The sequence below is a fragment of the Stenotrophomonas rhizophila genome (assembly GCF_003651185.1).
GTDB classification, from domain to species: Bacteria; Pseudomonadota; Gammaproteobacteria; order Xanthomonadales; family Xanthomonadaceae; genus Stenotrophomonas; species Stenotrophomonas maltophilia_Z.
The window spans coordinates 753,013-774,657 of sequence record NZ_RCDC01000004.1; the positions used below are offsets into that span (position 1 = coordinate 753,013).

Annotated in this window: 19 protein-coding genes; 9 read left to right on the forward strand and 10 right to left on the reverse strand. The window is 66.7% G+C overall.

Annotated elements, in window-relative coordinates; all coding sequences use genetic code 11:
- The first annotated feature begins 78 nt into the window (after positions 1-78).
- Positions 79-2,823, forward strand: a complete 2,745-nt coding sequence (locus BCL79_RS03430) for a UvrD-helicase domain-containing protein (RefSeq protein ID WP_121037398.1) — start codon at positions 79-81, stop codon at positions 2,821-2,823.
- Between the two features lie 8 nt (positions 2,824-2,831).
- Here the strand turns inward: BCL79_RS03430 and BCL79_RS03435 are convergent, their stop codons facing one another.
- Positions 2,832-3,725, reverse strand: coding sequence for a LysR family transcriptional regulator (locus BCL79_RS03435; RefSeq protein WP_121037401.1), 894 nt, complete (start codon positions 3,723-3,725; stop codon positions 2,832-2,834).
- Positions 3,726-3,849: 124 nt separating this feature from the next.
- Here BCL79_RS03435 and BCL79_RS03440 point away from each other — a divergent pair, with 124 nt between their 5' ends.
- Both BCL79_RS03440 and BCL79_RS03445 read left to right on the forward strand, forming a co-directional pair.
- Positions 3,850-4,878: an alpha/beta hydrolase gene (locus BCL79_RS03440; RefSeq protein ID WP_121037404.1), complete on the forward strand. Its 1,029-nt coding sequence runs from the start codon at positions 3,850-3,852 to the stop codon at positions 4,876-4,878.
- 20 nt (positions 4,879-4,898) lie between these two features.
- Positions 4,899-6,089, forward strand: a complete 1,191-nt coding sequence (locus tag BCL79_RS03445) for an MFS transporter (RefSeq protein WP_310793640.1) — start codon at positions 4,899-4,901, stop codon at positions 6,087-6,089.
- A gap of 28 nt (positions 6,090-6,117) precedes the next feature.
- Here the strand turns inward: BCL79_RS03445 and BCL79_RS03450 are convergent, their stop codons facing one another.
- The 9 genes from BCL79_RS03450 to BCL79_RS03490 form a co-directional block, all read right to left on the reverse strand.
- On the reverse strand, positions 6,118-6,906 hold the full coding sequence (locus tag BCL79_RS03450) for a CHAD domain-containing protein (RefSeq protein WP_121037408.1): 789 nt from the start codon (positions 6,904-6,906) through the stop codon (positions 6,118-6,120).
- A 55-nt stretch (positions 6,907-6,961) separates the two neighbouring features.
- Entirely contained in the window at positions 6,962-8,905 is a 1,944-nt protein-coding gene (locus tag BCL79_RS03455; protein ID WP_121037411.1) for a response regulator, read from the reverse strand.
- Positions 8,892-9,752, reverse strand: a complete 861-nt coding sequence (locus BCL79_RS03460) for a sensor histidine kinase (RefSeq protein ID WP_121037414.1) — start codon at positions 9,750-9,752, stop codon at positions 8,892-8,894. Before BCL79_RS03460 ends, BCL79_RS03455 begins: the two co-directional genes overlap by 14 nt.
- Entirely contained in the window at positions 9,749-10,765 is a 1,017-nt protein-coding gene (locus BCL79_RS03465) for an ATP-binding protein (RefSeq protein ID WP_121037417.1), read from the reverse strand. The genes BCL79_RS03460 and BCL79_RS03465 overlap by 4 nt, the downstream gene beginning before the upstream one ends.
- Positions 10,756-11,157, reverse strand: a complete 402-nt coding sequence (locus BCL79_RS03470) for an anti-sigma regulatory factor (protein ID WP_121037420.1) — start codon at positions 11,155-11,157, stop codon at positions 10,756-10,758. Before BCL79_RS03470 ends, BCL79_RS03465 begins: the two co-directional genes overlap by 10 nt.
- Positions 11,154-11,525, reverse strand: a complete 372-nt coding sequence (locus BCL79_RS03475; RefSeq protein WP_019184175.1) for an STAS domain-containing protein — start codon at positions 11,523-11,525, stop codon at positions 11,154-11,156. The genes BCL79_RS03470 and BCL79_RS03475 overlap by 4 nt, the downstream gene beginning before the upstream one ends.
- A gap of 1 nt (position 11,526) precedes the next feature.
- Positions 11,527-12,387 (reverse strand): STAS domain-containing protein, encoded by an 861-nt coding sequence (locus tag BCL79_RS03480; protein WP_121037423.1) that lies wholly within the window; start codon positions 12,385-12,387, stop codon positions 11,527-11,529.
- A gap of 354 nt (positions 12,388-12,741) precedes the next feature.
- Positions 12,742-13,782: a hypothetical protein gene (locus BCL79_RS03485; protein WP_121037426.1), complete on the reverse strand. Its 1,041-nt coding sequence runs from the start codon at positions 13,780-13,782 to the stop codon at positions 12,742-12,744.
- 115 nt (positions 13,783-13,897) lie between these two features.
- Entirely contained in the window at positions 13,898-14,506 is a 609-nt protein-coding gene (locus BCL79_RS03490) for a hypothetical protein (RefSeq protein ID WP_121037428.1), read from the reverse strand.
- Between the two features lie 309 nt (positions 14,507-14,815).
- On the opposite strand from BCL79_RS03490, the gene BCL79_RS03495 reads away from it, so the two are divergent.
- The 6 genes from BCL79_RS03495 (at position 14,816) to BCL79_RS03520 (ending at position 21,557) form a co-directional block, all read left to right on the forward strand.
- On the forward strand, positions 14,816-16,159 hold the full coding sequence (locus BCL79_RS03495; RefSeq protein ID WP_121037431.1) for a peroxiredoxin family protein: 1,344 nt from the start codon (positions 14,816-14,818) through the stop codon (positions 16,157-16,159).
- Positions 16,160-16,275: 116 nt separating this feature from the next.
- A complete protein-coding gene (locus BCL79_RS03500; RefSeq protein ID WP_121037434.1) occupies positions 16,276-16,857 on the forward strand; it encodes a YceI family protein in 582 nt (193 codons plus the stop codon).
- Entirely contained in the window at positions 16,854-17,303 is a 450-nt protein-coding gene (locus BCL79_RS03505; RefSeq protein ID WP_121037437.1) for a protein-disulfide reductase DsbD domain-containing protein, read from the forward strand. Before BCL79_RS03500 ends, BCL79_RS03505 begins: the two co-directional genes overlap by 4 nt.
- 13 nt (positions 17,304-17,316) lie before the next feature.
- On the forward strand, positions 17,317-18,318 hold the full coding sequence (locus BCL79_RS03510; protein ID WP_121037440.1) for a cytochrome-c peroxidase: 1,002 nt from the start codon (positions 17,317-17,319) through the stop codon (positions 18,316-18,318).
- On the forward strand, positions 18,315-18,851 hold the full coding sequence (locus tag BCL79_RS03515; RefSeq protein ID WP_121037443.1) for a TlpA family protein disulfide reductase: 537 nt from the start codon (positions 18,315-18,317) through the stop codon (positions 18,849-18,851). Before BCL79_RS03510 ends, BCL79_RS03515 begins: the two co-directional genes overlap by 4 nt.
- A 141-nt stretch (positions 18,852-18,992) precedes the next feature.
- Positions 18,993-21,557, forward strand: coding sequence for a TonB-dependent receptor plug domain-containing protein (locus BCL79_RS03520; protein ID WP_121037446.1), 2,565 nt, complete (start codon positions 18,993-18,995; stop codon positions 21,555-21,557).
- Positions 21,558-21,645: the final 88 nt, after the last annotated feature.

Sequence of the window (21,645 nt, forward strand, 5' to 3'; positions counted from 1 at the left end):
TCATGGGCATCCGATCAAACCGCGCCACCCGTGCTGTTCCGGCCACGGCCGCAACGATGGCCGCACCTGGATACACCGATGACGTACGAATGGGCCCCGAGCGACTGGGGTCAACGCCTCACGCGATCACCGCACTGGCACCTGCGCCTGGAAGACGACCAGCTGGTCCTGACCGTTGACGGTCGCCCCTGCCCCGCGCCGCTGGAGGCACTGCAGGTGCACCCGCGTCTGCCCTGGGCACGGCTTACCCTGCAACGCGACGGGCATGCCCCGCTGACGCTTGGCGGCTTGAACACGGCTGCGGCTCGACAGTTGGCCTGCACCTTGGCCGAGCTGCGCGGTGAACAGCGCCAGCGCGACCATGTCGCTCTGTTCCAGCAGGCCCACGCCGCGATCCAGCGCTGGCTTGGCCAGGTGCAGACCGCCACCGAACGGGCCGACGAGGAAGCGCTGTGGCTGACCCACGAGCAACAGCAGGCGCTGCTGCAGGCGCGCCCCACCCTGCCACTCGAGGAAGAGGCGCTGTGGGCGGTGTTCGACAATGCCGCACTGCGCAGCCAACTCGACGGTGATCCCGCTGCGATCGAAGCAACCTTGATGCGGTGGCTGGCCGACTGGCCAGCGACGTGGGCGCGCCGCAATGAGGCGCATCAGGTGCGCGAGCGGATGGCCAGCCGTGCGCTGCTGGATCACGTGGAAAGCCGCCCGCTCACCGATGAGCAGGCCCGCGCGGTGATCTGCTTCGACAACCGCGTCCAGGTGGTGGCCGCAGCGGGTTCGGGCAAGACCTCGACGATGGTGGCCAAGGCGGCGTACGCGATCGAACGCGGGCTGGTCGCGCCCGAGCGCATCGTCATGCTCGCCTTCAACAAGGAGGCCGCCACGGAACTGCAGGCACGCGCCGATCGCGCGTTCCATCGCCTCGGCCTGGGCGAGGTCCGGGTGGAGGCGCGTACGTTCCACGCGCTGGGCCGGCACATCATCGCCCAGGCCACGGGGCGGATGCCGCAGGTGCCGGAGTGGGCCGTGGATGCCACGCAGGGCTTCCACCGGCTGGCCGAGATCATCGACCAGCTCAAGGATCGCTCCCTCCATTTCCGTACCCAGTGGGACCTGTTCCGGCTGGTGTTCGGCCGTGACATACCCGTCACCGGAGGGCCGCTGGAGGCAGAGGAATGGGACAAGGATGGGCAGGTCTACGTGCGTACGCTTCAGGGCGAGCGCGTGCGCAGCATCGAAGAATGCGTGATCGCGGACTGGCTGTTCTACAACGGCGTGGATTACGCCTATGCCCGGCGGCACGCCTTCGATGCCGGCACGGACGAATACCGCCAGTACCGGCCGGATTTCTGCTACCCCGGCATTGCGCTGAACCACGACCACCTCGCCCGGGAGGGACACGGCCAGTCGCCGGCGCCTCCAGCTGGCCATCAGCGCTCCCACGGCACCGACCGGATCGAGACCACCTCGCACGAACTGCGCACGGGCGAACTGTTCCTGCGGCTGGGCGATGCGCTGTCGCAGCGCGGTCTCGAGCTCGACCCGAATCCCGACCGCGAACTGCCCGAGGGCGGCGCGACACCGATGCCGGATACCGACCTGATCGGCCTGGTCCGGACCTTCATCAGCCACGCCAAAAGCAACGGCCTGCACGTGCAGGACATGGTCGAGCGGCTGCGTCGGCTGCCCGAGGATCACTTCAAGCACCGTTACCGCCTGTTCCTCGAGCTGATCATTCCGATCCTGGACGGCTGGGACGATGCGCTGGTCGCCGAGGGCGGCATCGACTTCGAGGACATGCTCAACCAGGCTGCCGAGCACCTGGAACAGGGCCGCTATGTCGCCCCGTTCGATCTGGTGATGGCCGACGAATTCCAGGATGCCTCGCGCGCCCGGGCGCGTCTGTGCCGCGCGCTGGTGCAGGCGCCTGGCAAGCATCTGTTCGCGGTCGGCGACGACTGGCAGTCGATCAACCGGTTTGCCGGCGCGGACGTCTCGGTGATGACCGGCTTCCTGGACTGGTTCGGCCCGGGCCAGGTGCTCAAGCTTGAACAGACGTTCCGCTGCCCGCAGGCGCTGTGCGATGTTTCCAGTGCGTTCGTGTCACGCAATCCAGCGCAGATACCCAAGCAGGTCCACTCGCTCACCCCGGCGTATGGCGCGGTGCTGCAGGCCTTCCAGGTGGCCTCGCGCGACCGGCTGGCCGGCGCGGTCGAGCAGTATCTGGCCCAGTTGCACCAGCAGTTGCTGACAGGTCAGGTGCCACCAGGCCATGACGGCAAGGTCACGGTATTCGTCCTCGGCCGTTACAACGCAGACCGCGCGATGCTGCCGACCACATGGCGGGCACGCCATGGGCAGCACATGGAGGTGAGCTTCCTCACCGTACACCGGTCCAAGGGCATGGAGGCGGACTACGTGATCCTGCCCGGCATGCTGGATCGCCGCTTCCCCAATGCCCGCACGGATGACCCCGTACTGGCGCTGGCGATGCCGGACGGCGATGCGTACCCGCTGGGTGAGGAACGCCGGTTGTTTTACGTCGCGCTGACGCGCGCGCGCCGTTCGGTGGCGATGTTCACCGTGCAGGGCAAACGCTCGGCGTTCCTGACCGAACTGGTCAACGACGGCGCGGTACGCGTGACATCCATGGCCGGTGAAGCGATCCACGAACAGGCCTGCCCTGCCTGCAAGGTGGGCGTGATCGTGCCGCGCACCGGGCCGTATGGCGCGTTCCAGTCCTGCTCGGCGTATCCACGCTGCGAATACAAGCCGCCGAAGACAGGGGGCCATGCCGGCTTGCGTACGGTCGCGGGGGCCTGAGCGATGCGCTACCGCTGCATGCGCAGCGCCTGGACCACCAGCGCGAAGGCGGGAGAATGCTGGCGGCGGCTGGGGTAATACAGGTGGTAGCCCGGGAACGGCGGGCACCAGTCCTCCAGCACGCGCACCAGGCGCCCCTGCGCCAGGTGGGGGGCGAACTCGTCTTCCGGCAGGAAGGCGATGCCCAGGCCGTCCAGCGCGGCCAGCACCATGTGCGGCGAGGTGTTGAAGGTCAGCTGTCCATCCACACGCACGTTGACCGCACGCCCCCGGCGTTCGAATTCCCAGGCATACAGCCCGCCACGGGTCGGGAACCGCATGTTGATGCAGCGGTGCGCCGTCAGTTCGGCCGGCACCGTGGGCACGGGCCGGGAGGCGAAATAGGCTGGAGAGGCCGCCGCCGCCATCCGCAGCGGCGGGCCGATCGGTACGGCGATCATGTCTTTGTCGATGCTCTCGCCCAGGCGCACGCCGGCATCGAAACGGTCGGCAACGATATCCCGGAGCCCATAGCTGACATCGAACTCGATGCCGATGTCCGGGTAGTCCTGCAGCAGCGGCGTCAGCCTCGGCAGCAGAAGGGTCTTCAACGGAAAATCGCCACTGGTCAGCCGCACCAGGCCCGCGGGTTTGTCGCGCAGCTCGGTCAGGGCATCCAGCTCAGCCTCGATCTCATCGAACCGGTTGCCGATCGCCGCCAGCAATCGCTCCCCGGCGGCGGTGGCTGACACGCTGCGCGTGGTGCGGGTGAGCAGGCGTATCTCAAGCCGTTCTTCCAGGGCCTTGAGGGCTTGGCTCAGTGCCGAGGGAGTCACCCCGAGCACACTGGCCGCCCGCGTGAAACTGCCCTCCCGGGCGACCGTGACGAAGGCGAGCAGATCATTTAGGTTGCGGCGTGCCATGGGCGCAGTCTGCCACGGCGGATTGATTAGTAAAGCTGCATACCCCCTTCTTCATTCGTTATCTAATCAACGCCCTGCCGCCCCGGCAGACTGGTCCGGCCTCCCCACCTCTCTCTGGACGCCGATGAACAAGACCCTGGCGCTGTTGGCGCTGCTGATCCTTCCCTTGCTTGCCTCAGGAGCCGACATGTCCCACGGCGCAGACAACTTCTACACCAGTGACCAGGTGACCGTGCAGAAGGTCACGTTCAAAAACCAGTACCGCATGCAGGTCGCCGGCAATCTGTTCGTGCCCAAGGCACTGGACCGTTCCACCCGGCACGCCGCGATTGTCGTCGGTCACCCGATGGGTGCGGTAAAGGAACAGAGCGCCAACCTCTATGCCACCCGCATGGCCGAGCAGGGCTTCATTACCTTGTCGCTGGATCTGTCGTTCTGGGGCGAAAGCGAAGGTGAACCGCGCAATGCAGTGTCGCCCGACATCTATGCCGAAGACTTCAGCGCCGCCGTCGATTTCCTGCGCGCGCAATCGTTCGTGGACAAAGACCGCATCGGTGCCATCGGCATCTGTGGCAGCGGCAGCTTCGTGATCAGTGCCGCCAAGATCGACCCGCGGATCCAGGCCATCGCCACGATCAGCATGTATGACATGGGCGGCGCCAACCGCAATGGATTGGGCCATGCCGTCACCGTGGAACAGCGCAAAGCCGCCATCGCCGCTGCCGTCGCCCATCGCGATGCCGAATTCGCCGGCCAGCCGCCCCGTTACACCAGCGGCTCGGTGCATCGGATCGATGCGGATTCCTCGCCGATCGAACGCGAGTTCTACGATTTCTACCGCACGCCGCGGGGTGAGTACACGCCGGCCGGTTCGTCGCCCGAGCTGACCACGCACCCTACCCTGACCAGCAACCTGAAATTCCTGAACTTCCATCCGTTCGCAGATATCGAGACGATCTCGCCGCGCCCGATGCTGTTCGTCACCGGTGAGACCGCCCATTCGCGGGAGTTCAGTGAAGAGGCCTTCCGCCTGGCCGGGCAGCCCAAGCAGCTTGTCGTGGTGCCGGGCGCCGGCCATGTGGACCTGTACGACCGGGTGGACCTGATCCCGTTCGATACGTTGACGCAGTTCTTCCGCGCCAACCTGCATTGAACCGGCATCAGGACGTGCTCGTGCCCTCACCGCCGGTGAATGCCACCGCCCGCCAATGGGGCGGCGTGCTGGCGATGTCCCTCGGTGCGTTTGCCCTCGTGGCCGCCGAGTTCATGCCGGTGAGCCTGCTCACTCCGCTGGCGCGCGATCTGCACGTCAGCGAAGGGCAGGCCGGTCAGGCCATCGCCGTCTCCGGCGCCTTCGCACTGGTCACCAGCCTGATCATCGCGCCGCTCGCCGGCGGGGTCGATCGCAAGCGGCTGCTGCTCGCGCTTACCGTGACCATGATGCTGTCGGCGACGCTCGCCGCATTGGCCCCCGACTTCACCACCTTCATGGTCGGGCGCGCGTTGATCGGCATCGCGATCGGTGGCTTCTGGTCGATGTCGGCGGCCACTGCCATGCGCCTGGTACCACCACACCAGGTGCCGCGCGCGCTGGCGCTGGTCAATGGCGGCAATGCCCTGGCCATGGTGGTGGCGGCACCGCTGGGAAGCTACTTCGGTGCCGTGGTCGGCTGGCGCGGCGCGTTCTTCCTGCTGGTGCCCGTGGCCCTTGCCGCCCTGCTGTGGAAGATGGCGACGCTGCCGCGCATGCAGGCAACCGGTGCGCCCGCCTCATGGAACGTGCTCGGGCTGCTCCGGCACCGCGTTGTGGCGCTGGGCATGCTCGCCACCTGTCTGTTCTTCATGGGGCAGTTCGCACTGTTCACCTACCTGCGGCCCTATCTGGAGACAGTGGGCGGCATCACCGTCTCGACGCTGTCGCTGATCCTGCTGATGATCGGCGGTGCCGGGGTGATCGGCACCGTGTTGATCGAGCCGTTCGTGAGGAACTGGCTGTATGCCACCTTGATTGTGCTTCCGTTGCTGATGGCGGCGTTGGCCCTGGCCCTGGCATTGGCGGACCCGGCACTGCCGCTGACGGCGATACTGCTTGGCCTGTGGGGTCTGTTCGGCACCTCGGCACCGGTTGCATGGTGGACCTGGCTGGCCAGGACGCTGCCACGCGATGGAGAAGCCGCCGGTGGGCTGATGGTGGCCGTTGTACAGATGGCGATCGCGCTGGGCGCCACCCTGGGCGGCGTGCTGTTTGACGGGCTCGGCTATCGCGCCACGTTCATCGCCAGCGCCGGGATATTGATGGCTTCGATGTGGGTCGCGGTGCTTGCCCGGCGCGCCAGTCACCGCGGTGCCGCACTGGCGACATGATCCTTGTCGTGGCGCCGGCGGCCACCGCTCAGCCGCGCGCAGCGGCCAGTGCAGCATCGATCTGCGCAAGCAACCCACGCCGTTCCGGCACGCCCGGCATCACCCGCACCAGGTTGCGGACCATCCGCAGGTCCTGTTGCCTGCCAAGCTGATCACCCAGCGCATGCAGCGCGCGCGCCTGGTGGCCCGGTCCTGTCCGTTTGACCGAGGCCGCGAGCGCACTGTCCAGTGCGGGCATCGCCTCCAGCTGCATCCGCAGGCGACGCACTCTGCGCCGCCAGCGATGCAGGTCCTGCGGATCTGCGGTGCGGGCGGCGCGCTTCTCCGCCTTGGCAGTACGGCGTTCGCTGCGGGCCAGACCCTTGCGGAGATCGCGCGCACTCAGCGCGTCCCATGGCTGCGCCTGGAGTTCACCGGCGATACGCAGCAGCGCCGCGTGACGACGTGCAAACGCCGGGTCGCGCGCCAGCGCCCGGGCGAGCAATACGTCGCGCCGCGCCATCAACCGCCTGCACACCTCTGACCACGGCGGGGCGGGCTGCTGCGCGGCGAGGTGCTGGCAGGTCTCCACCACCACATGGGCATCGCGCAAGGCCGACAACCCGTGGCCGAGCCGGCGCAGGGCCGCGTCGGTCCGGGCGGTCTCAAGGTCGCGGCTCTCCAGCACGGCGAGCAGCGCGCGAAGGCGGCGTATCGTCTTGCGCGCCCGATGCACGGCATCGTGAACATCGGGCTGGAGCGCCAGCGCAGCGGCGATGGCCCTGCACTCACGGTCTGCCAGTGCGCGGGCGGCAGGGCCGATGGCGGGTGGCGACATGGCGGTTTCCCCCGGAGGCGTCGGGGGATTGTACCCATGCCGGCGGTCCGCCAGCTCAGCCCGGGTTGAACATCTGCCGCACGCCCCGAAGCAGCTCGTTCACGCTGAACGGCTTGGGCAGCAATGACATGCCCTGCCCCAGGAACTCATTGCGGACGGCCGCACTCTCTGTGTAACCGGTGACGAACAGCACCGGCAGATGCGGGCGCAACACCCGTGCTGCGTCGGCAAGCTCACGGCCGTTCATGCCCGGCAGACCCACATCGGACAGCAGCAGGTCCAGCTCGCGGTCCGAATGCAGTTCCAACAGGGCCTGCTGTGCATTGATGGCCTCAACGACCTGATAACCGGCCTCCACCAGCATCTCCCGGACCATCATGCGTACCGAATCGGTATCGTCCACCAGCAGAATCCGCTCGGCGCTGCCACGGGTCAGCTGTGCGGGTGCCAATGTGTCGTGGGCCGCAGACTGAAGCTGCCCCTCGGGCAGCAGCAGCTCGATCTCGGTGCCCTCGCCCCGTTCGCTGGCGATGCGCGCACTGCCGCCGGATTGGCGCGCGAACCCATAGGTCATCGACAGCCCCAGCCCGGTCCCCTCGCCCTGCGGCTTGGTGGTGAAGAAGGGCTCGAATACCTTGGTCAACAGCTCCGCGGGTATGCCGACGCCATTGTCGAGCACGGTTACGGTGATGTAGTGGCCAGGCGCAAGCTCATGGTCGCGCTCGATCTGGGCACGTCCGGCGCGGATGCGGATCAGCCCCTGGCCCGCCAGTGCATCGCGGGCGTTGATGACCAGGTTGAGGATCACGTTCTCGAACTGGTTCGGGTCGGCGACCGCGATCAGCGGTTCAACGCCCAGTTCCAGCTCGAGTTCGATGTTCTCACCGATCGATCGCTGCAGCATGTCTTCCAGCGAGCGCACCCGCGCCACGACATCGAAGGTCTGCGGATCGAGCGGCTGTTTGCGGGCAAACGCCAGCATGCGCTGGGTCAGCGCGGCGGCACGGTGTGCCGAGCCCGTCGCGATCTCGACATAGCGCGAAGCCTTGTCCCATTTACCGCTGGAGGCGGCGATCTCGATCATGTCCAGCCCGGAGATGATCGTGGTCAGCAGGTTGTTGAAATCGTGCGCGATGCCGCCGGTGAGCTGGCCCAGCGCGTCCATCTTCTGCGCCTGCATCAACTCGATCTCGGTGCGCTCGCGCTCGGCGATCTGGAAGGCAAGCTCAGAGGTTGCGCTCTCCAGTTCCTGGCGCTGCTCGTTGGCACGCGCATGGTGTTCGGTGGTGTCTTCGATCAGCACCAGGCCCTGCCCTGCGGCCTGGTACGGGGTCACCCGCCACTCGGTCATGCGCACGGCACTGCCGACCCGAAGGCTGAAGGTTCCCTGCCACCGTTCGCCTTCGGCCAGCGCGACTTTCAACGCACTGAGCGGGACGACCTGATCCTGCAGCAGCTGATCGAGTTGCCCCGGCCCTGCCTGCTGGCCCAGCAGACGGGTGAACGCATCGTTGGCATCGTGTGCGTTCAGTGACGCATCCAGTACCGCGATCGGGGCATTGATATGGCGGAAAATCTCGCGGAACCGCGCCTCGGTTTCGCGCAGCGCCTCTTCGGCCCGGCGGGCGCGAAGCAGGCTGCGCAGCGTGGCCAACAACACATCCGGATCGACCGGATGGATCAGATAGGCATCGGCGCCGGCGTTCAGGCCGGTGATCATGTCACCGGTAGCGATGGATGCGGCAGAGACGTGTACCACCGGCAGCAACTGCAGCCGCGCGTCCTCACGCAGCTGGCGCACCACATCGAAGCCGCTCATGTCCGGCAGGTTCACATCCAGCACCAGCGCGCCGAAATCATGTTCGGCCAGGCGTGTGAGTCCCTCACCGCCGGTGCCCGCTTCCTCGACATGGAACCCGTGGTGCTCAAGTACGCGGCGCACCGCGTAACGGGTCGCCACATTGTCATCCACCACCAGGATGCGATCAGGACTGGGCATGCGTGGCCTCCGTGGCCAGTGTCAGCGGCAGTACGACATAGAAGTCCGAGCCTTTGCCGATGTCACTCTCAACCCCGACATGCCCACCCAGCAGCTCGGCAAATCGCTTGCACAGGGACAAACCAAGGCCGGTTCCGCGCAGGCGCTTCTGCAGCGGTGTATCCACCTGCACGAAATCCTCGAACAGGGTCGACTGGAGTTCGGCGGGGATACCGATGCCGGTATCGCGCACGCTGAAGCGCACGGCGCTCTCACCTTCCAGCCGGGTGGATACCACCACCTGGCCATTGGGCGTGAACTTCAATGCGTTGGAAATGAAGTTGCGCAGGATCTGCGCCAGCTTCTTGTCGTCGGTATAGAGCAGCGGCATGACCGGCGGGTCTTCGAATACCAGGTCCACCTGATTGCCCTCCACCAGCGGGCGGAACATGCCACGCAGCGCAGAGAACAGGTCCATCAGGTCGAACCAGGCCGGCGAAATGGTGATCCGCCCCGCCTCGATCTTGGCCAGATCCAGCAGGTCGTCCACCATCTCGCGCAGTTCACTGGTCGAGGCGCTGATGAAGCGCACCTGCCGACGCTGCTCCTCGGTCAGCGGGCCATCCATGCCGTCCTCCAACAGGCGCGTCATGCTCAGGATCGAGCCCAGTGGCGTGCGGAACTCATGGCTCATGTACGACAGGAACCGGCTCTTCAGCTCGGACACCTCGCGCAGTTGCTCGGCCTGCTCGTCCAGCTCGGCATACAAGGCGAGCACCCCCTGATTGGTTTCATCCAACTCAGCGCGCAGCGCATCGGCTTCCAGGCGCAGCCGTTGCAGCTCCTGATCATCGGGTGAAGCGCTCAATGCAGATCTCCAAGACGCAGGGCAACAATGCCGGCGTCATCCCGGCCACGATCGAAATCACGCTGCAGCACCGCCACGATCAATGCCGGGTGGCGGTGCAGCAGACCGGGGTAGTCACGCAGGCTCCAGCGCGCCTGCAGGCCATCACTATGCATGACCAGCAGCGTGCCTGCCGCCGCGTGAAAATGGAATGGTTGTGCCTTGCGGTACTGCACGCCCACGATACCCGGGTGTGAGGCCAACCCACGCGAACCGGTGGGCTCGCACAGGCTCGCGGCGATATTGCCGATACCGGCAAACTCCACCTGCAGGGCGGCCACGTCCACGCAGGCAACGGCCGCTGCACCGCCCCGGGTGCCGGACATGCCCGCGTGCAGGACGCCGATCAACGCCGCTGCGCCGCCCGCGGCCGTGTGCGCGACTGCCTCCACGCCGGCCCGCGACGCATCGGCGGCGGGCAGTCCATGGCCGAGGCCATCGATCACGGTCACCGCCACGGTTGGTCCGTCGGCGCGGATATGCCATGCATCGCCGCACGCCAGCTCGTGCCGCATCGGAATGCGCAGCGCGCCGTAGGCCACATCGATATCGCGTGGCGCACGGCTGGCGTAGATCCGCGCCACCACCACCGCGCCCTTGGCATCGGACCAGGCATCCAGCACGGTGGCCTGGCGCTGGATCGCACCGAGCCCCAGCCCTTGGGTGCCCCCGGTCGAGTAGCCGTCTGGAAGACACTCGGCCAGGGAAAAGCCCGGACCGGTGTCCACGGTGCACAGCTCCACACCGTTGCCGCCGCGGCCACAGACCACGGACAGATACATGCGTCCGCCGCGCCCATGCTTGAGCACGTTGGTCGCCATCTCCGTGGCCACCAACGCCGCGCGGCCGGCGTCCATTTCATCCAGGCCGACATGATCGGCCAGCGCCAGCGCTTCGCGCCGGGCCTGTCCGACCTGGGAGGTTTCTTCGACCAGCACGACCCGCGTTACCTGGCCGGCGAAGTTCAGCTCCATTTGGTGATCGTGATGCGGGTGCCCTGCCCCGGCGCACTCTCCAGTTCGAATTCATCCACCAGCCGGCGCGAACCGGACAGCCCCAGGCCCATGCCCGAGCCGGATGACCAGCCATCGGTAAGGGCCTGCGCGACATCAGGGATGCCGGGGCCGTTATCGGCGAAGACCAGCCGGACACCTTTGCGCAGGCCTTTCTCCACGACCTCCCAATCCATGGTTCCGCCGCCGCCGTAGATCACGGCGTTGCGGGCCAGCTCGCTGGCGGCCGTGACCAGCTTGGTCTGGTCGATCAGACGCAGCTTGCAGGCCACGCAGATCTGGCGCGCGGCCTGGCGGGCCAGTACGACATCCTGCTCGATGCGGATCGGCAGCGAACCACTGGACGCACTCATGAGGCAGCTTCGTCTTCGTCGGTACGCTGCAGCAGCTTCATGCCCCGCTCCACATTGAGCGCGGTGCGCACGCCACTGAGCGTAAGGCCCAGCTCCACCAACGTGATCGCCACGGCCGGCTGCATGCCCACCACGACCGTGGTAGCATCCATGATCCGGGCCAGCGACGAAATGGTGGCGATCATGCGGCCGATGAACGAATCGACGATATCCAGTGCGGAAATGTCGATCAGCACACCGCGCGCGGAGGTGCTGCGGATCTTCTCGGTGAGGTCGTCCTGCAGCGTCAGCGCGAGCTGGTCATGCATGTCCACCTGGATCGTCACCAGCAGCAGATCGCCCATCTGCAGGATCGGGATGCGCTCCATCTCAGCGGGCGGTCCGGGTGACGGTCTGGCCGGTCCGCTTGAGCGCCAGCGCCAGTGCGTCGGCCAGATTCGCCTTGGTCACGATGCCCTGCAGGTCCAGCCCGAGGTGCACGATGGTCTGGGCGATCTGCGGTCGCACGCCGCTGATGATCGCATCGGCGCCCATCAGGCGGATGGCGGTGACGGTCTTCAGCAGATGCTGGGCCACCAGCGTATCCACGGTCGGCACGCCGGTGATATCGATGATGGCGATTTCAGAACCGGTATCCACGATGCGCTGCAGCAGCGACTCCATCACCACCTGGGTGCGCTGCGAATCCAGCGTGCCGATCATCGGCAGCGCCAGCACACCGTCCCACAGCTTCACCACGGGCGTAGACAGCTCGAGCATTTCTTCCTGCTGGCGCTGGATCACGTCTTCGCGGGTTTTCTGGAACACGCTGACCGTGTGCAGCCCCAGCTGATCGATCAGCTCGGAGATCGCCCACAGCTGGTCGCCCAGCTGCGCCGGGTCATTGGCATACCCCTGCTGGATCACGTCGAACAGCGGTCGCTTGAGCGAGAAGATGAAGCTCGCGGTCTCCGACGAGTTGAATCCCTTCAGCACGCGCTCGCGGGAAAGCTCTTCCAGGAAGCGGCGGATGTCCTGCCACTCCACGCGTGCAATCGAGCTGACGTCGGTGGCCGACACCGCATCGAGGAACAGGCGCCAGAATTCGCGGACCTGGCTGTCCAGCTCGCGGGACGACAGCCGGCCGTCCTGCGCCTGGCTGGAACCGGCCAGATTGCCGGCCCATGCGGCCAGCAGGGGCTCCTGATGGCTGCGGATGAGATCGATCGTGCGCTGCTGCAAAGCCGCCATGGAAAGGGTCCTGAAAGAAGGGATACACCGGGTGGGCTGGCGACCCATCACCGATATGAATGGGGGTCGCAATCTTCAAAGCTTAAATGAATTCAGGAAGATTGGGCATGACGGCAGATGCCGATGGCGTGAAGGTTCCGTGCACCTCCCTGACTCATTCAGATTGTTGCGATAGGCGGTGCGCGTACCGCCCCTCCATGGGCAGCCCGCCATAACGCATCAGGCCGCCCTAAGGCGGCCTGATGGTGGAGCGGTCAGCGCAGCAGCGCGAACAGGAGCAGCAGCGGAATCGGAATGCCGAGCATCCACAGCAGAATGTACTTCATGGTGTTTCCTCCCTTGGGATGATCAGGTTCACAGGTCGCGGCGACGGCCGCCCCAGGTAGCACTCAGGCTGGCAATGAAGGCACCGATGAGCAGCGTGATGAACAGCCACAGCGCAGCGTAAGCGGTGGCCTTGCGGGCATCGTCCGCCGCCTGCTTGGCCTGCTGCTTGGCGTTGTCCAGGGCCGCACGCAGGCGGGTCTGCACATCGGTCACGCGGGCCTGCGCTTCGGCCTGACTCATGCCCGTCTGTGCCGCCACCAGCTGACCCAGGTACTGCGTATCGGCGGGGTCCATGGTGTCGGACTTGAGGCTGTTGACGATGATGCGGTTGACCTCGGTACGCACCTCACGGCTGTCCGGGCGACGGTCTGCACCCGGCATCGGGCGCGGCGGCGGCGGTGCGCCATTGACTGGCGGTGCCGACAGTGCCGCTGCATCGGCCGGGCCGGCCGGCGGCGCGGGCTGCGCCGCGGTCGGGTTGGCGCGGAACAGCGAATCCACCCAGTACTGCACGTCCCCCTGGTCACTGCCCATCGCGGCCGAGCCCGCACCCGCGGCGGCGATACCACCCGCAGTGGAGGCTGCGGCACCTGCGGTAGCACCAGCCACCTTGGCACCGGCACCGAGAATGCCGCCGATCGCAGAGGTCAGCAGCGCGGCCGTCAGCAGCGTGGCCACGGCCCACGACACGAAACCATGCGCGGTATCGCGGAAGTAGGTTTCATCGCCGTGTAGGTTGCTCCACTTCGTGCGCAGGCGACCGGCCAGATAGCCACCCAGACCGGAGGCTGCGATGGCGGTGAAGGTCAACCAGGCAATGCTCGACCAGCCAAACGTTTCGGCCGTCACGCCTTCAAACGACCACGGCGAGACTGACGACAGGCCCAGGCCCACGCCGAGAATCACCAGGATCAACGAAAGCGCGGCCGCAGCAATCGCACCGGCCAAGATCGCACCCCATGACACGGCGCTGTCGCGCGGAAGATCCACCACCGGCGGTGGGGTGACCACGGCCACGGTCGCCGCAGCGACGGGCTCGGGGTGGGCGTAATCGCCTCGGGTATTCATAGCGTATGGCACTCCTTTTCATGCGCTGCGGACGCAGCTCGCATCGGCAGGCTGCGCTTCAGCTCGTGAAATATGCGAGACGCTGAAAACAAGACGGTGTGGACACCAGGCCTGATCAGACCCGCCGACCGAGCAGCATGATCACACCGACCAGCCCACCCAGCGCACCGACAGCCGCCAGTTCGATGGACGGCTCACGCAGCCGCAATGCCATCACCATGCACAGCACGCCCAATCCGATGATCACCGCGCCGATGGCGGCCGCACGCGCGGAGCCATAGAAGTGCGTGCGGCGGATCGGCTCGCTGACCGCTGGCTGCTGGCGTTGCCAGGTCGCCAGCGCCTGGTCGAATTCGCGCAGCAAGCGATCACGGCTCTGCAGATCGGCCGCACTCACCATCAGTGTCGCCCGGCCCGGCCGCACCAGTTTCAGATAGTCATCGGTGCCCCAGCTGGACAGCTCATCGAAGGGCACCGCATCGCGCCGCGAGAACATCAAACCGTCGGGCAGGACCATCACTTCGTTGCGCGTCGGGAACCCCTGGAAGGCCAGCAGCGGTGGCAGCACCAGGCATAGCATCGCCACCAGGATGGCGACGCCCACCGGGCCGCGATTGAGCACGATGAACATGAAACTGCCCGCCGCCAACGCGAATGCGAGCGGCACTGCCAGCTGGTGCCAGCGGGTGTAGACCGAGACTTGGATACCTTCCCTTGGCGTCACGATGACCTCCCTCCTTTATCGGCCCGCGGCCGAACAGCTCAGGCCACCATGGTCTTCGATGTCGTGCACAGCGGCAAATCCGCTGATATCAAAACGGTTATCAGCCTGCCATCGTCGCGCCTGTGAATATGCTGATGAACATGCGTACCAAGCGGCGATGAACTTTTACGACATTCACGTGGCAATAATCCCATTACGCTAGGGATGGCACGTGACCGGCCAGGGATGGCCTTTCAGCGGATGCAGTGGAACGGGGGCTGCATCGCCGGCGACTTGGCGCGTCCAAGGGGATTATCTGGAAGCACTCTCATGACACTGGCATTATCCGGTCGCGTTGTCGCGACCCTGTTCCTGGCCTCAAGCCTGTCCTTCGCCGCATCGGCGGCGACCAAGGCACCCTTTCCTGCCGAAGGCGTCTGGCGCGGCGAATTCACCATCGATGGCGACCCCATCCCCTTCAATTTCGAAGTGAAGGGCAAGCGCGCGCAGGACGCGACCTTCACCCTGCTCAACGGCACGCGCACGGACAAATTCAAGGTCACCCCGCGCGATGACGGGACGTTCTCTGTGCGGATGAACACCTACGACGCCGTCCTGGAAGGCAAGGTCTCCGAGGATGGCAAACACCTCGTGGGCCAGTACAAGGACCTGGTGCCCAGCCGCAACGGGGCGCGCAACCTTGCCTTCACCGCCGAACAGGGCGCGGCATGGCGCTTCGTCAAGCCAGGCCAGGACGAGGCGCCGGCGGCGGACCTCAGCGGCAAGTGGGCGGTGCAGACCATCGACAAGGCCGCCCGCCAGGACAAACGCAACCAGGTGGCCCTGCTCAAGCAGGAGGGCAATCGCCTCTCGGGCGTGTTCATGACCGTCGTCGGCGATACCCGCGAACTGGAAGGCACCGTGCAGGGCAATCGCTTCTATCTGTCCGGCTTCAGCGGGCCGAGCCCGTTGCTGATCCGCGGCACGATCGATGAAGACGGCAACATCCAGGGCGCGTTCGGCAGCGGCATCTACAACGTGGTCAAGTTCGAGGCCGAGAAGAGCGACAAGGTGGAGCTGCCCGATCCGTACAAGCTCACCTTCCTCAAGGATGGCCAGGACCGCATTGATTTCAGCTTCCCCGATCTGCAGGGCAAGCAGGTCTCGCTGCAGGACGACAAGTACCGCGGCAAGGTGGTGATTGTTGAAGTGATCGGCACCTGGTGCCCCAACTGCACCGACCAGACCTACTTCCTGGCGCCGTGGTTCAAGCAGAACCATCACCGTGGGGTGGAAGCGGTGGCCGTTGCCTTCGAGCAGGAAGACAACTTCGATTATTTCCAGAAGACCCTGACCACCTTCAAGGATTATTTCGACATCCGTTACGACATCGTGTTCGGTGGTATCGCCGACAAGAAAGTCGCCACCGAAAAACTGAAGGGGCTCAATTACATGGCCGCCTTCCCGACCACGATCATCATCGGCCGCGACGGCAAGGTCCGCGAGATCTATACCGGCTACACCGGCACGGTCACCGGTGAGTATCACCGGGATTACGTGACCCGCTTCAACAGCCTGCTTGACGGACTGATCGCCGAACCGGATCCGTACGCGGCCAGCGCCGCTGCTCCCGCCGCCCCGGCGACGACCGCATCACTGGCGGTCGCCCCGTAACCCGCTGCAGCGGCCAGCGCGTCTGGCCGTTGCTCACCCGCTCCTGCGCTGCCTGCCCGGCACGGCCTCTTCGTGATGCCGCGGGCGACTGCGCGCCACTGCCCAGAGAACTTCACATGCGTACTCCCCTGATACTCGCACTGCTTGCCCTTTCCAGCGCACCCGCCGTGGCGACCGCCGCGCCGGTGACCTATCAGCTCGACCCCACCCACACCGATGTGCTGTTCACCTGGAACCACAACGGTTTCTCCTTCCCGACCGGCCGCGCGGCGATCAGCAGCGGCACGCTCATCTACGATGCGGCCAAGCCCGCTGCGTCGCAGGTGCAGGTGGAGCTGCCACTGGCCGAGCTGGCCACCCACGTCCCGAAACTGGACGAGATCGTCAAGGGCGACAAGCTGTTCGATGTGGCCAAGCACCCGCAGGCCAGCTTCCGCAGTACCTCGGTGGTGTCGCAAGGCACCGGCCGCCTGAAAATCACCGGTGAGCTGACGCTGCATGGGGTGACCCGCCCGGTCGTGCTTGAGGCCACGCTCAACAAAGTGGGCGAACACCCGAGCCGCAAGGTGCCCACGATCGGCTTCAACGCCACGGCCGTCATCCGCCGCAGTGAGTTCGGCCTGACCGGGTTCCTGCCCAACATCGCCGACGAGGTGCAGCTGCGCATCACCACCGAGGGCCAGGGGGCGAAGGAGTGAGTCGCAGCCTTGCCCCGTGGGTTGCCGCGTTGCTGCTCATCCCGTTCGGCGCGGCCGCCGCCGATACCCCGAAGGTCGCACTCGATCCGCGCTTGGAAGCGCGCACCGACGGCACCCGTGAGCTGGTGATCGACGCCCGCATCGAACCCGGCTGGATTCTGTATGCCTCGGATTTCGAGCAACCGCAGATCGGCCCACGGGCAGCGCGGGTGACCCTGGCCGTTGGCGAACAGGCGCAGGGACCGCTGCACTCGGTCGCGCCGCGCGAAGGGCACGGCCGCAGTTTCGCCGGCGAGTATCGCTATACCTACTTCAGCGAACGCGGTCAGCTGCGCCTGCCGGTCGCCGCCGGCACCGGACCGGTGAACGGCACCCTGCGTGCCCAGGTGTGCTTCGAGGAGAGCGGGCTGTGCGAGCTGGTCCAGCAGGAGATCGCCGCGCGTTGAGCGCGGCACCGCCATGTCCCGCCCTGTCCGCTCCCTTGCCCTGCTGGCCGCGCTGATCGGCGTTGCGGTACTGGCGCCGGTGTTCTCCGCCGATGCCCCGACCTACGACGGTGATCTCTCCGACAACCCACGCGCCCAGCTGGGCCGCCAGTTGTTCTTCGATCCCATCCTGTCGCGCGACCGCACGGTGTCGTGCGCCAGCTGCCACCAGCCTGCCCGCGCATTCGCCGATGACCGTGCGCTCAGCCTGGGCGTGGAAGGCCGTGTGGGCACCCGCAACACCCCCAGCGTGATGAACAGTGCCGGGCGCACCCGTTTCTTCTGGGATGGCCGCAGCGAAACCCTGGAAGAGCAGGCCCTGGCGCCGATCGCCAACCCGCTGGAAATGGACCTGCCGGTGGATCAGGCAGTGGCCCGGCTGCTTGCAGACCCGGCGTGGGTCGCGCGCTTCCAGGCGACCTACAACGCCGCACCCAGCCCGCGCACGCTGGGCCGGGCGCTGGGCGCCTACCAGAAGACCCTCAATACCGTGGACAGTCCCTACGACCGTTATGCACTCGGCCAGGAAGACGCGATCAGCGACGCGGCCAAGCGCGGCCGCCTGCTGTTCATCACCAAGGCCCAGTGCGTGAGCTGCCACGCCGGCGAGGATTTCACCTCGGACCGTTTCAAGAACATCGGCATCTACAACGGCCGGGAGTTCAATGACGAGGGCCGCGGCGGCATCACCGGCGATCCCACGCAGAAGGGCGAGTTCAAGGTGCCCGGCCTGCGCAACGTCGCACTGACCGCGCCGTACATGCACAACGGCATGTTCAAGACCCTGCGCGAGGTGATCGTGTACTACGACGACCCCGGCAAGGTGATCCCCGATTCGATCGGCCGCGATGCACAGCTGCGCGATCCGCTGCACCTGACCGAAGCGGAGATCGACGATATCGAACAGTTCCTGCACACCTTGACCGATGACCGCTTCGCGTCGCGTGCGACGTCTTCGATGGCCTCCCCTCCATGACCTCTCCTGCTTCGCATCTGCCGGCGCTGCTGGCCACCGTACTGATGCTCGCGCTGCCCCTGGCATCGCACGCAGCCCCGCCAACACCCCCCGCTTCTGCCGGCCAGGCCGCACCCGCCCTGCACTGGACCGATCTGGACGGCGCCCCGGCGGCGCTGGCGCAATGGCGCGGCCGCCCGGTGCTGCTCAACTACTGGGCCAGCTGGTGTGGGCCCTGCCTGAAGGAGCTGCCGGACCTGCAGCATTTCTCGCAGGCGCAGGCACCGCTGCCGAACGGCGTGCAGGTGGTCGGCATCGCACTGGACGACATCGAGGCTGCCAACGCCCTGCGCGACCAGCTTCAGCTCACCTATCGGCAACTGGTGGAGAGCGACGGCCCGCCCGGCAGCGCCGCCACGTTCGGCAACCGCATCGGGACACTGCCCTTCTCGGTGTTGATCGATGCGCAGGGCACGGTCCTGCAGGTCCACAACGGACCGCTGCATCCGGCCGATCTCGAGCGCTGGGCCGCTGCCGCGAGGGGGGCGCCGTGATCCACGCCCGGCGCATCGCCGCCGCGGCCGAACGCTGTTGTCCGGGTGCGCTGCCTCACCGCGCCTGATCCGGCGCTACCGCCGTTGCCTGCCCGCCGTATGCCCCTGCGCATCGGCCTTTCTTCTCCCTGGGGATCCTCCATGCTGTCCACGCACCATCGCCTGCCGTTGGCCCTGGCCATCGTTTCCGCGCTCTCCCTGCCCCTTGCCGCCCACGCAGCGCCGGAGACGACTGCCAGTGCCATCACCGCTACCAGCACCGCCACGCTCGATACGGTCACCGTGACCGGCACCCGCGCCCAAGGCCGCACCGTGCGCGAAAGCGCGGCACCGATCGATGTGCTGTCGGCCGAAGACATCCGCGCGGCCAACGCGACCAGCCTGCTGGATGTGCTCAACACCACCGTGCCCAGCTTCAACCTGCCGCTGGAAACCGGCGATCTGAACAGCATGGTGCGCGCCGGACAGCTGCGTGGCCTCAACGCCAGCCACGTGCTGGTGCTGGTGGATGGCAAACGCCGCCACGCCACCGCACTGCTGGGCGCCGGTGGTTTCGGCGGCGCCGCACCGGCCGATCTCGCCCTGATCCCCACCGGTGCGATCGAGCGCATCGAAGTGCTGCGCGATGGCGCCTCGGCGATCTACGGCTCGGACGCCATCGCCGGGGTGATCAATATCGTCACCAACAAGGCGGCGCGTGGCGGCAACGTCTCCTACCGCGATGGCACCTACTTCGCCGGCGATGGCCGTTCGCGCGTGGTGCAGGCCGATGTCGGCTTCGGCATCGGCGATGGCGGCTATCTGCATCTGGCCGCACAGCTGGATGATCAGCACGCCACCGACTACACCAGCCCCGCACGCGATACCTTCCTGTATTACTTCCCGCGCAACGCGGCCGGCACGGCGATCCGGCCCGGTGGCAACCAGGCCAGCAACCCGACGCTACCCGCCGGTGCCACGCCGGATCCGCGCGAAGCCACCCGCGACAACAACGCCTGGCGCAACCGCGGCATCCGCGCGTTCCGCACCAAGACCGCCACCGCCAATGCCAGCCTGCCCCTGGCGGCGACGGTAGAGGCCTACGGGCTGCTGACGCTGGCCCAGCGCGATGCATGGGCACCGCAGAACTTCCGCCAGCCGCTTCGCAACGAAGTGGTGCGGGCCATCGATCCGGATGGCTTCGCACCCACCGAGCACATCGACGAGAACGATGCCGCGCTGACGCTGGGCGTCCGCGGCCAGGCCGGCGAGTGGGATTGGGACCTCAGCAGCGGCTACGGGCGCGATGCGATGGACATCAACCTGCACAACAGCATCAACCCCACTTATGGGCTGGACAGCCAGACCGACTTCTATATCGGCGACCTGCGCTACAGCGCCTGGACCCACAACCTGGATGTGCGCCGCCGGCTGCAGACCGCGTGGCTGGCCGCGCCGCTGGAGCTCAGCGCGGGTGCGGAGTACCGCGATGAGCGCTATCGGATCGGCGCGGGGGATGTGCAGTCCTACACCCATGGCGGGCAGCGGGTGCTGGACGGCCCCTACGCCGGCACGGTGCTGGGCATCGGCCTGGGCGGCTCGCAGGCGCTGCCCGGCTACCGGCCGGAAGACGCGGTGGATGTCAGCCGCAACAGCGGCGCGGTGTACGTCGGCGTCGCGGCCGACCTGGGCGCACGCTGGCGGGTGGACCTGGCGGGCCGGCACGAGCGTTACTCGGATTTCGGCAGCGAGACCACCGGTCGCCTGTCCACCCGCTTTGCCCTGCATCCCCGGCTCGCCCTGCGCGGCACGATCAGCAACGGCTTCCAGGCCCCTTCGCTGGCTGCGCAGGCGTACCGCAACACCTCCAATGGCAATTTCTACACCGACCACATCCTGCAGGCCGGCTCGCCGCAGGCCATCGCGCTGGGCGCGCAGCCGTTGCGCCCGGAAACCTCGCGCAGCCTCAGCCTGGGCGTCGTGGCCGAGCCCTGGCCGGGCGCGTCGCTGACCGTGGATGCCTACCGCATCGATGTGGATGACCGCATCGCACTGTCCACCACCTTCCGCGAGGGGCTGTATCCCGGCTCCGGTGCGCTGGTCACCGCGGTGGGCCTCGGCGCGCAGGATGGGGTGCGCTACTTCATCAATGCCGCCGATACGCGCACCGAAGGTGTGGAGGCCACGCTCGAAGGCCGCTTCGATCTTGGTCGCGGCGGCGCCCTGCGCTGGACCCTGGCCAGCAGCTACACCCGCGCGGAGATCACCGGGCTGGCCCCCACACCCGCGGTGCTGGCCGCCTTCAATGTGCCGGTGTTCAGCACCGGATCGCAGAACGAGTTGCTTTACAAGGCGCCGAAGTCCCGGCAGGTGCTGGGCCTTGACTGGAGCTTGGGCCGCTACCGCGTCGGCCTGCGCCAGAGCCGCTACGGGGACATCCAACGCTATGGATCGCCGACCACGGTGGCCAGCAGTGGGCCTTATGCGGGCCAGGCCGAGATCGCCTACGACATCGGCGGCCTCTGGATCACCGATCTGCAACTGGGCGCCACCCTGCCCGGCGGCTGGGACGTGGCACTGAACGCCAACAACGTGTTCGACCGCAAGGTCACGAAACTGCCCGAGCCGCTGCTGGCGGCGAACGAGTACTACCGCTACGCCAATGGGGGTCCGATCGATGGCTCCGGTGGGCTCTGGTCAGCCACCCTCCGTTACCGCTGGGACTGATCCGCGCGCAGCGCAAGGAACACCGTCGCATCCTCACAAATCAGGACGATCGCCTATGCAAAAATAAGGGAACTGTGGCACACCGCGT

What these genes read in the sequence shown, in the direction of transcription:
- BCL79_RS03430 (WP_121037398.1), top strand. Translation starts at nt 79, where the DNA reads ATGACGTACGAATGGGCCCCGAGCGACTGGGGTCAACGCCTCACGCGA.
- BCL79_RS03435 (WP_121037401.1), bottom strand. Translation starts at nt 3,725, where the DNA reads ATGGCACGCCGCAACCTAAATGATCTGCTCGCCTTCGTCACGGTCGCC.
- BCL79_RS03440 (WP_121037404.1), top strand. Translation starts at nt 3,850, where the DNA reads ATGAACAAGACCCTGGCGCTGTTGGCGCTGCTGATCCTTCCCTTGCTT.
- BCL79_RS03450 (WP_121037408.1), bottom strand. Translation starts at nt 6,906, where the DNA reads ATGTCGCCACCCGCCATCGGCCCTGCCGCCCGCGCACTGGCAGACCGT.
- BCL79_RS03455 (WP_121037411.1), bottom strand. Translation starts at nt 8,905, where the DNA reads ATGCCCAGTCCTGATCGCATCCTGGTGGTGGATGACAATGTGGCGACC.
- BCL79_RS03465 (WP_121037417.1), bottom strand. Translation starts at nt 10,765, where the DNA reads ATGGAGCTGAACTTCGCCGGCCAGGTAACGCGGGTCGTGCTGGTCGAA.
- BCL79_RS03470 (WP_121037420.1), bottom strand. Translation starts at nt 11,157, where the DNA reads ATGAGTGCGTCCAGTGGTTCGCTGCCGATCCGCATCGAGCAGGATGTC.
- BCL79_RS03475 (WP_019184175.1), bottom strand. Translation starts at nt 11,525, where the DNA reads ATGGAGCGCATCCCGATCCTGCAGATGGGCGATCTGCTGCTGGTGACG.
- BCL79_RS03480 (WP_121037423.1), bottom strand. Translation starts at nt 12,387, where the DNA reads ATGGCGGCTTTGCAGCAGCGCACGATCGATCTCATCCGCAGCCATCAG.
- BCL79_RS03485 (WP_121037426.1), bottom strand. Translation starts at nt 13,782, where the DNA reads ATGAATACCCGAGGCGATTACGCCCACCCCGAGCCCGTCGCTGCGGCG.
- BCL79_RS03495 (WP_121037431.1), top strand. Translation starts at nt 14,816, where the DNA reads ATGACACTGGCATTATCCGGTCGCGTTGTCGCGACCCTGTTCCTGGCC.
- BCL79_RS03500 (WP_121037434.1), top strand. Translation starts at nt 16,276, where the DNA reads ATGCGTACTCCCCTGATACTCGCACTGCTTGCCCTTTCCAGCGCACCC.
- BCL79_RS03510 (WP_121037440.1), top strand. Translation starts at nt 17,317, where the DNA reads ATGTCCCGCCCTGTCCGCTCCCTTGCCCTGCTGGCCGCGCTGATCGGC.
- BCL79_RS03515 (WP_121037443.1), top strand. Translation starts at nt 18,315, where the DNA reads ATGACCTCTCCTGCTTCGCATCTGCCGGCGCTGCTGGCCACCGTACTG.
- BCL79_RS03520 (WP_121037446.1), top strand. Translation starts at nt 18,993, where the DNA reads ATGCTGTCCACGCACCATCGCCTGCCGTTGGCCCTGGCCATCGTTTCC.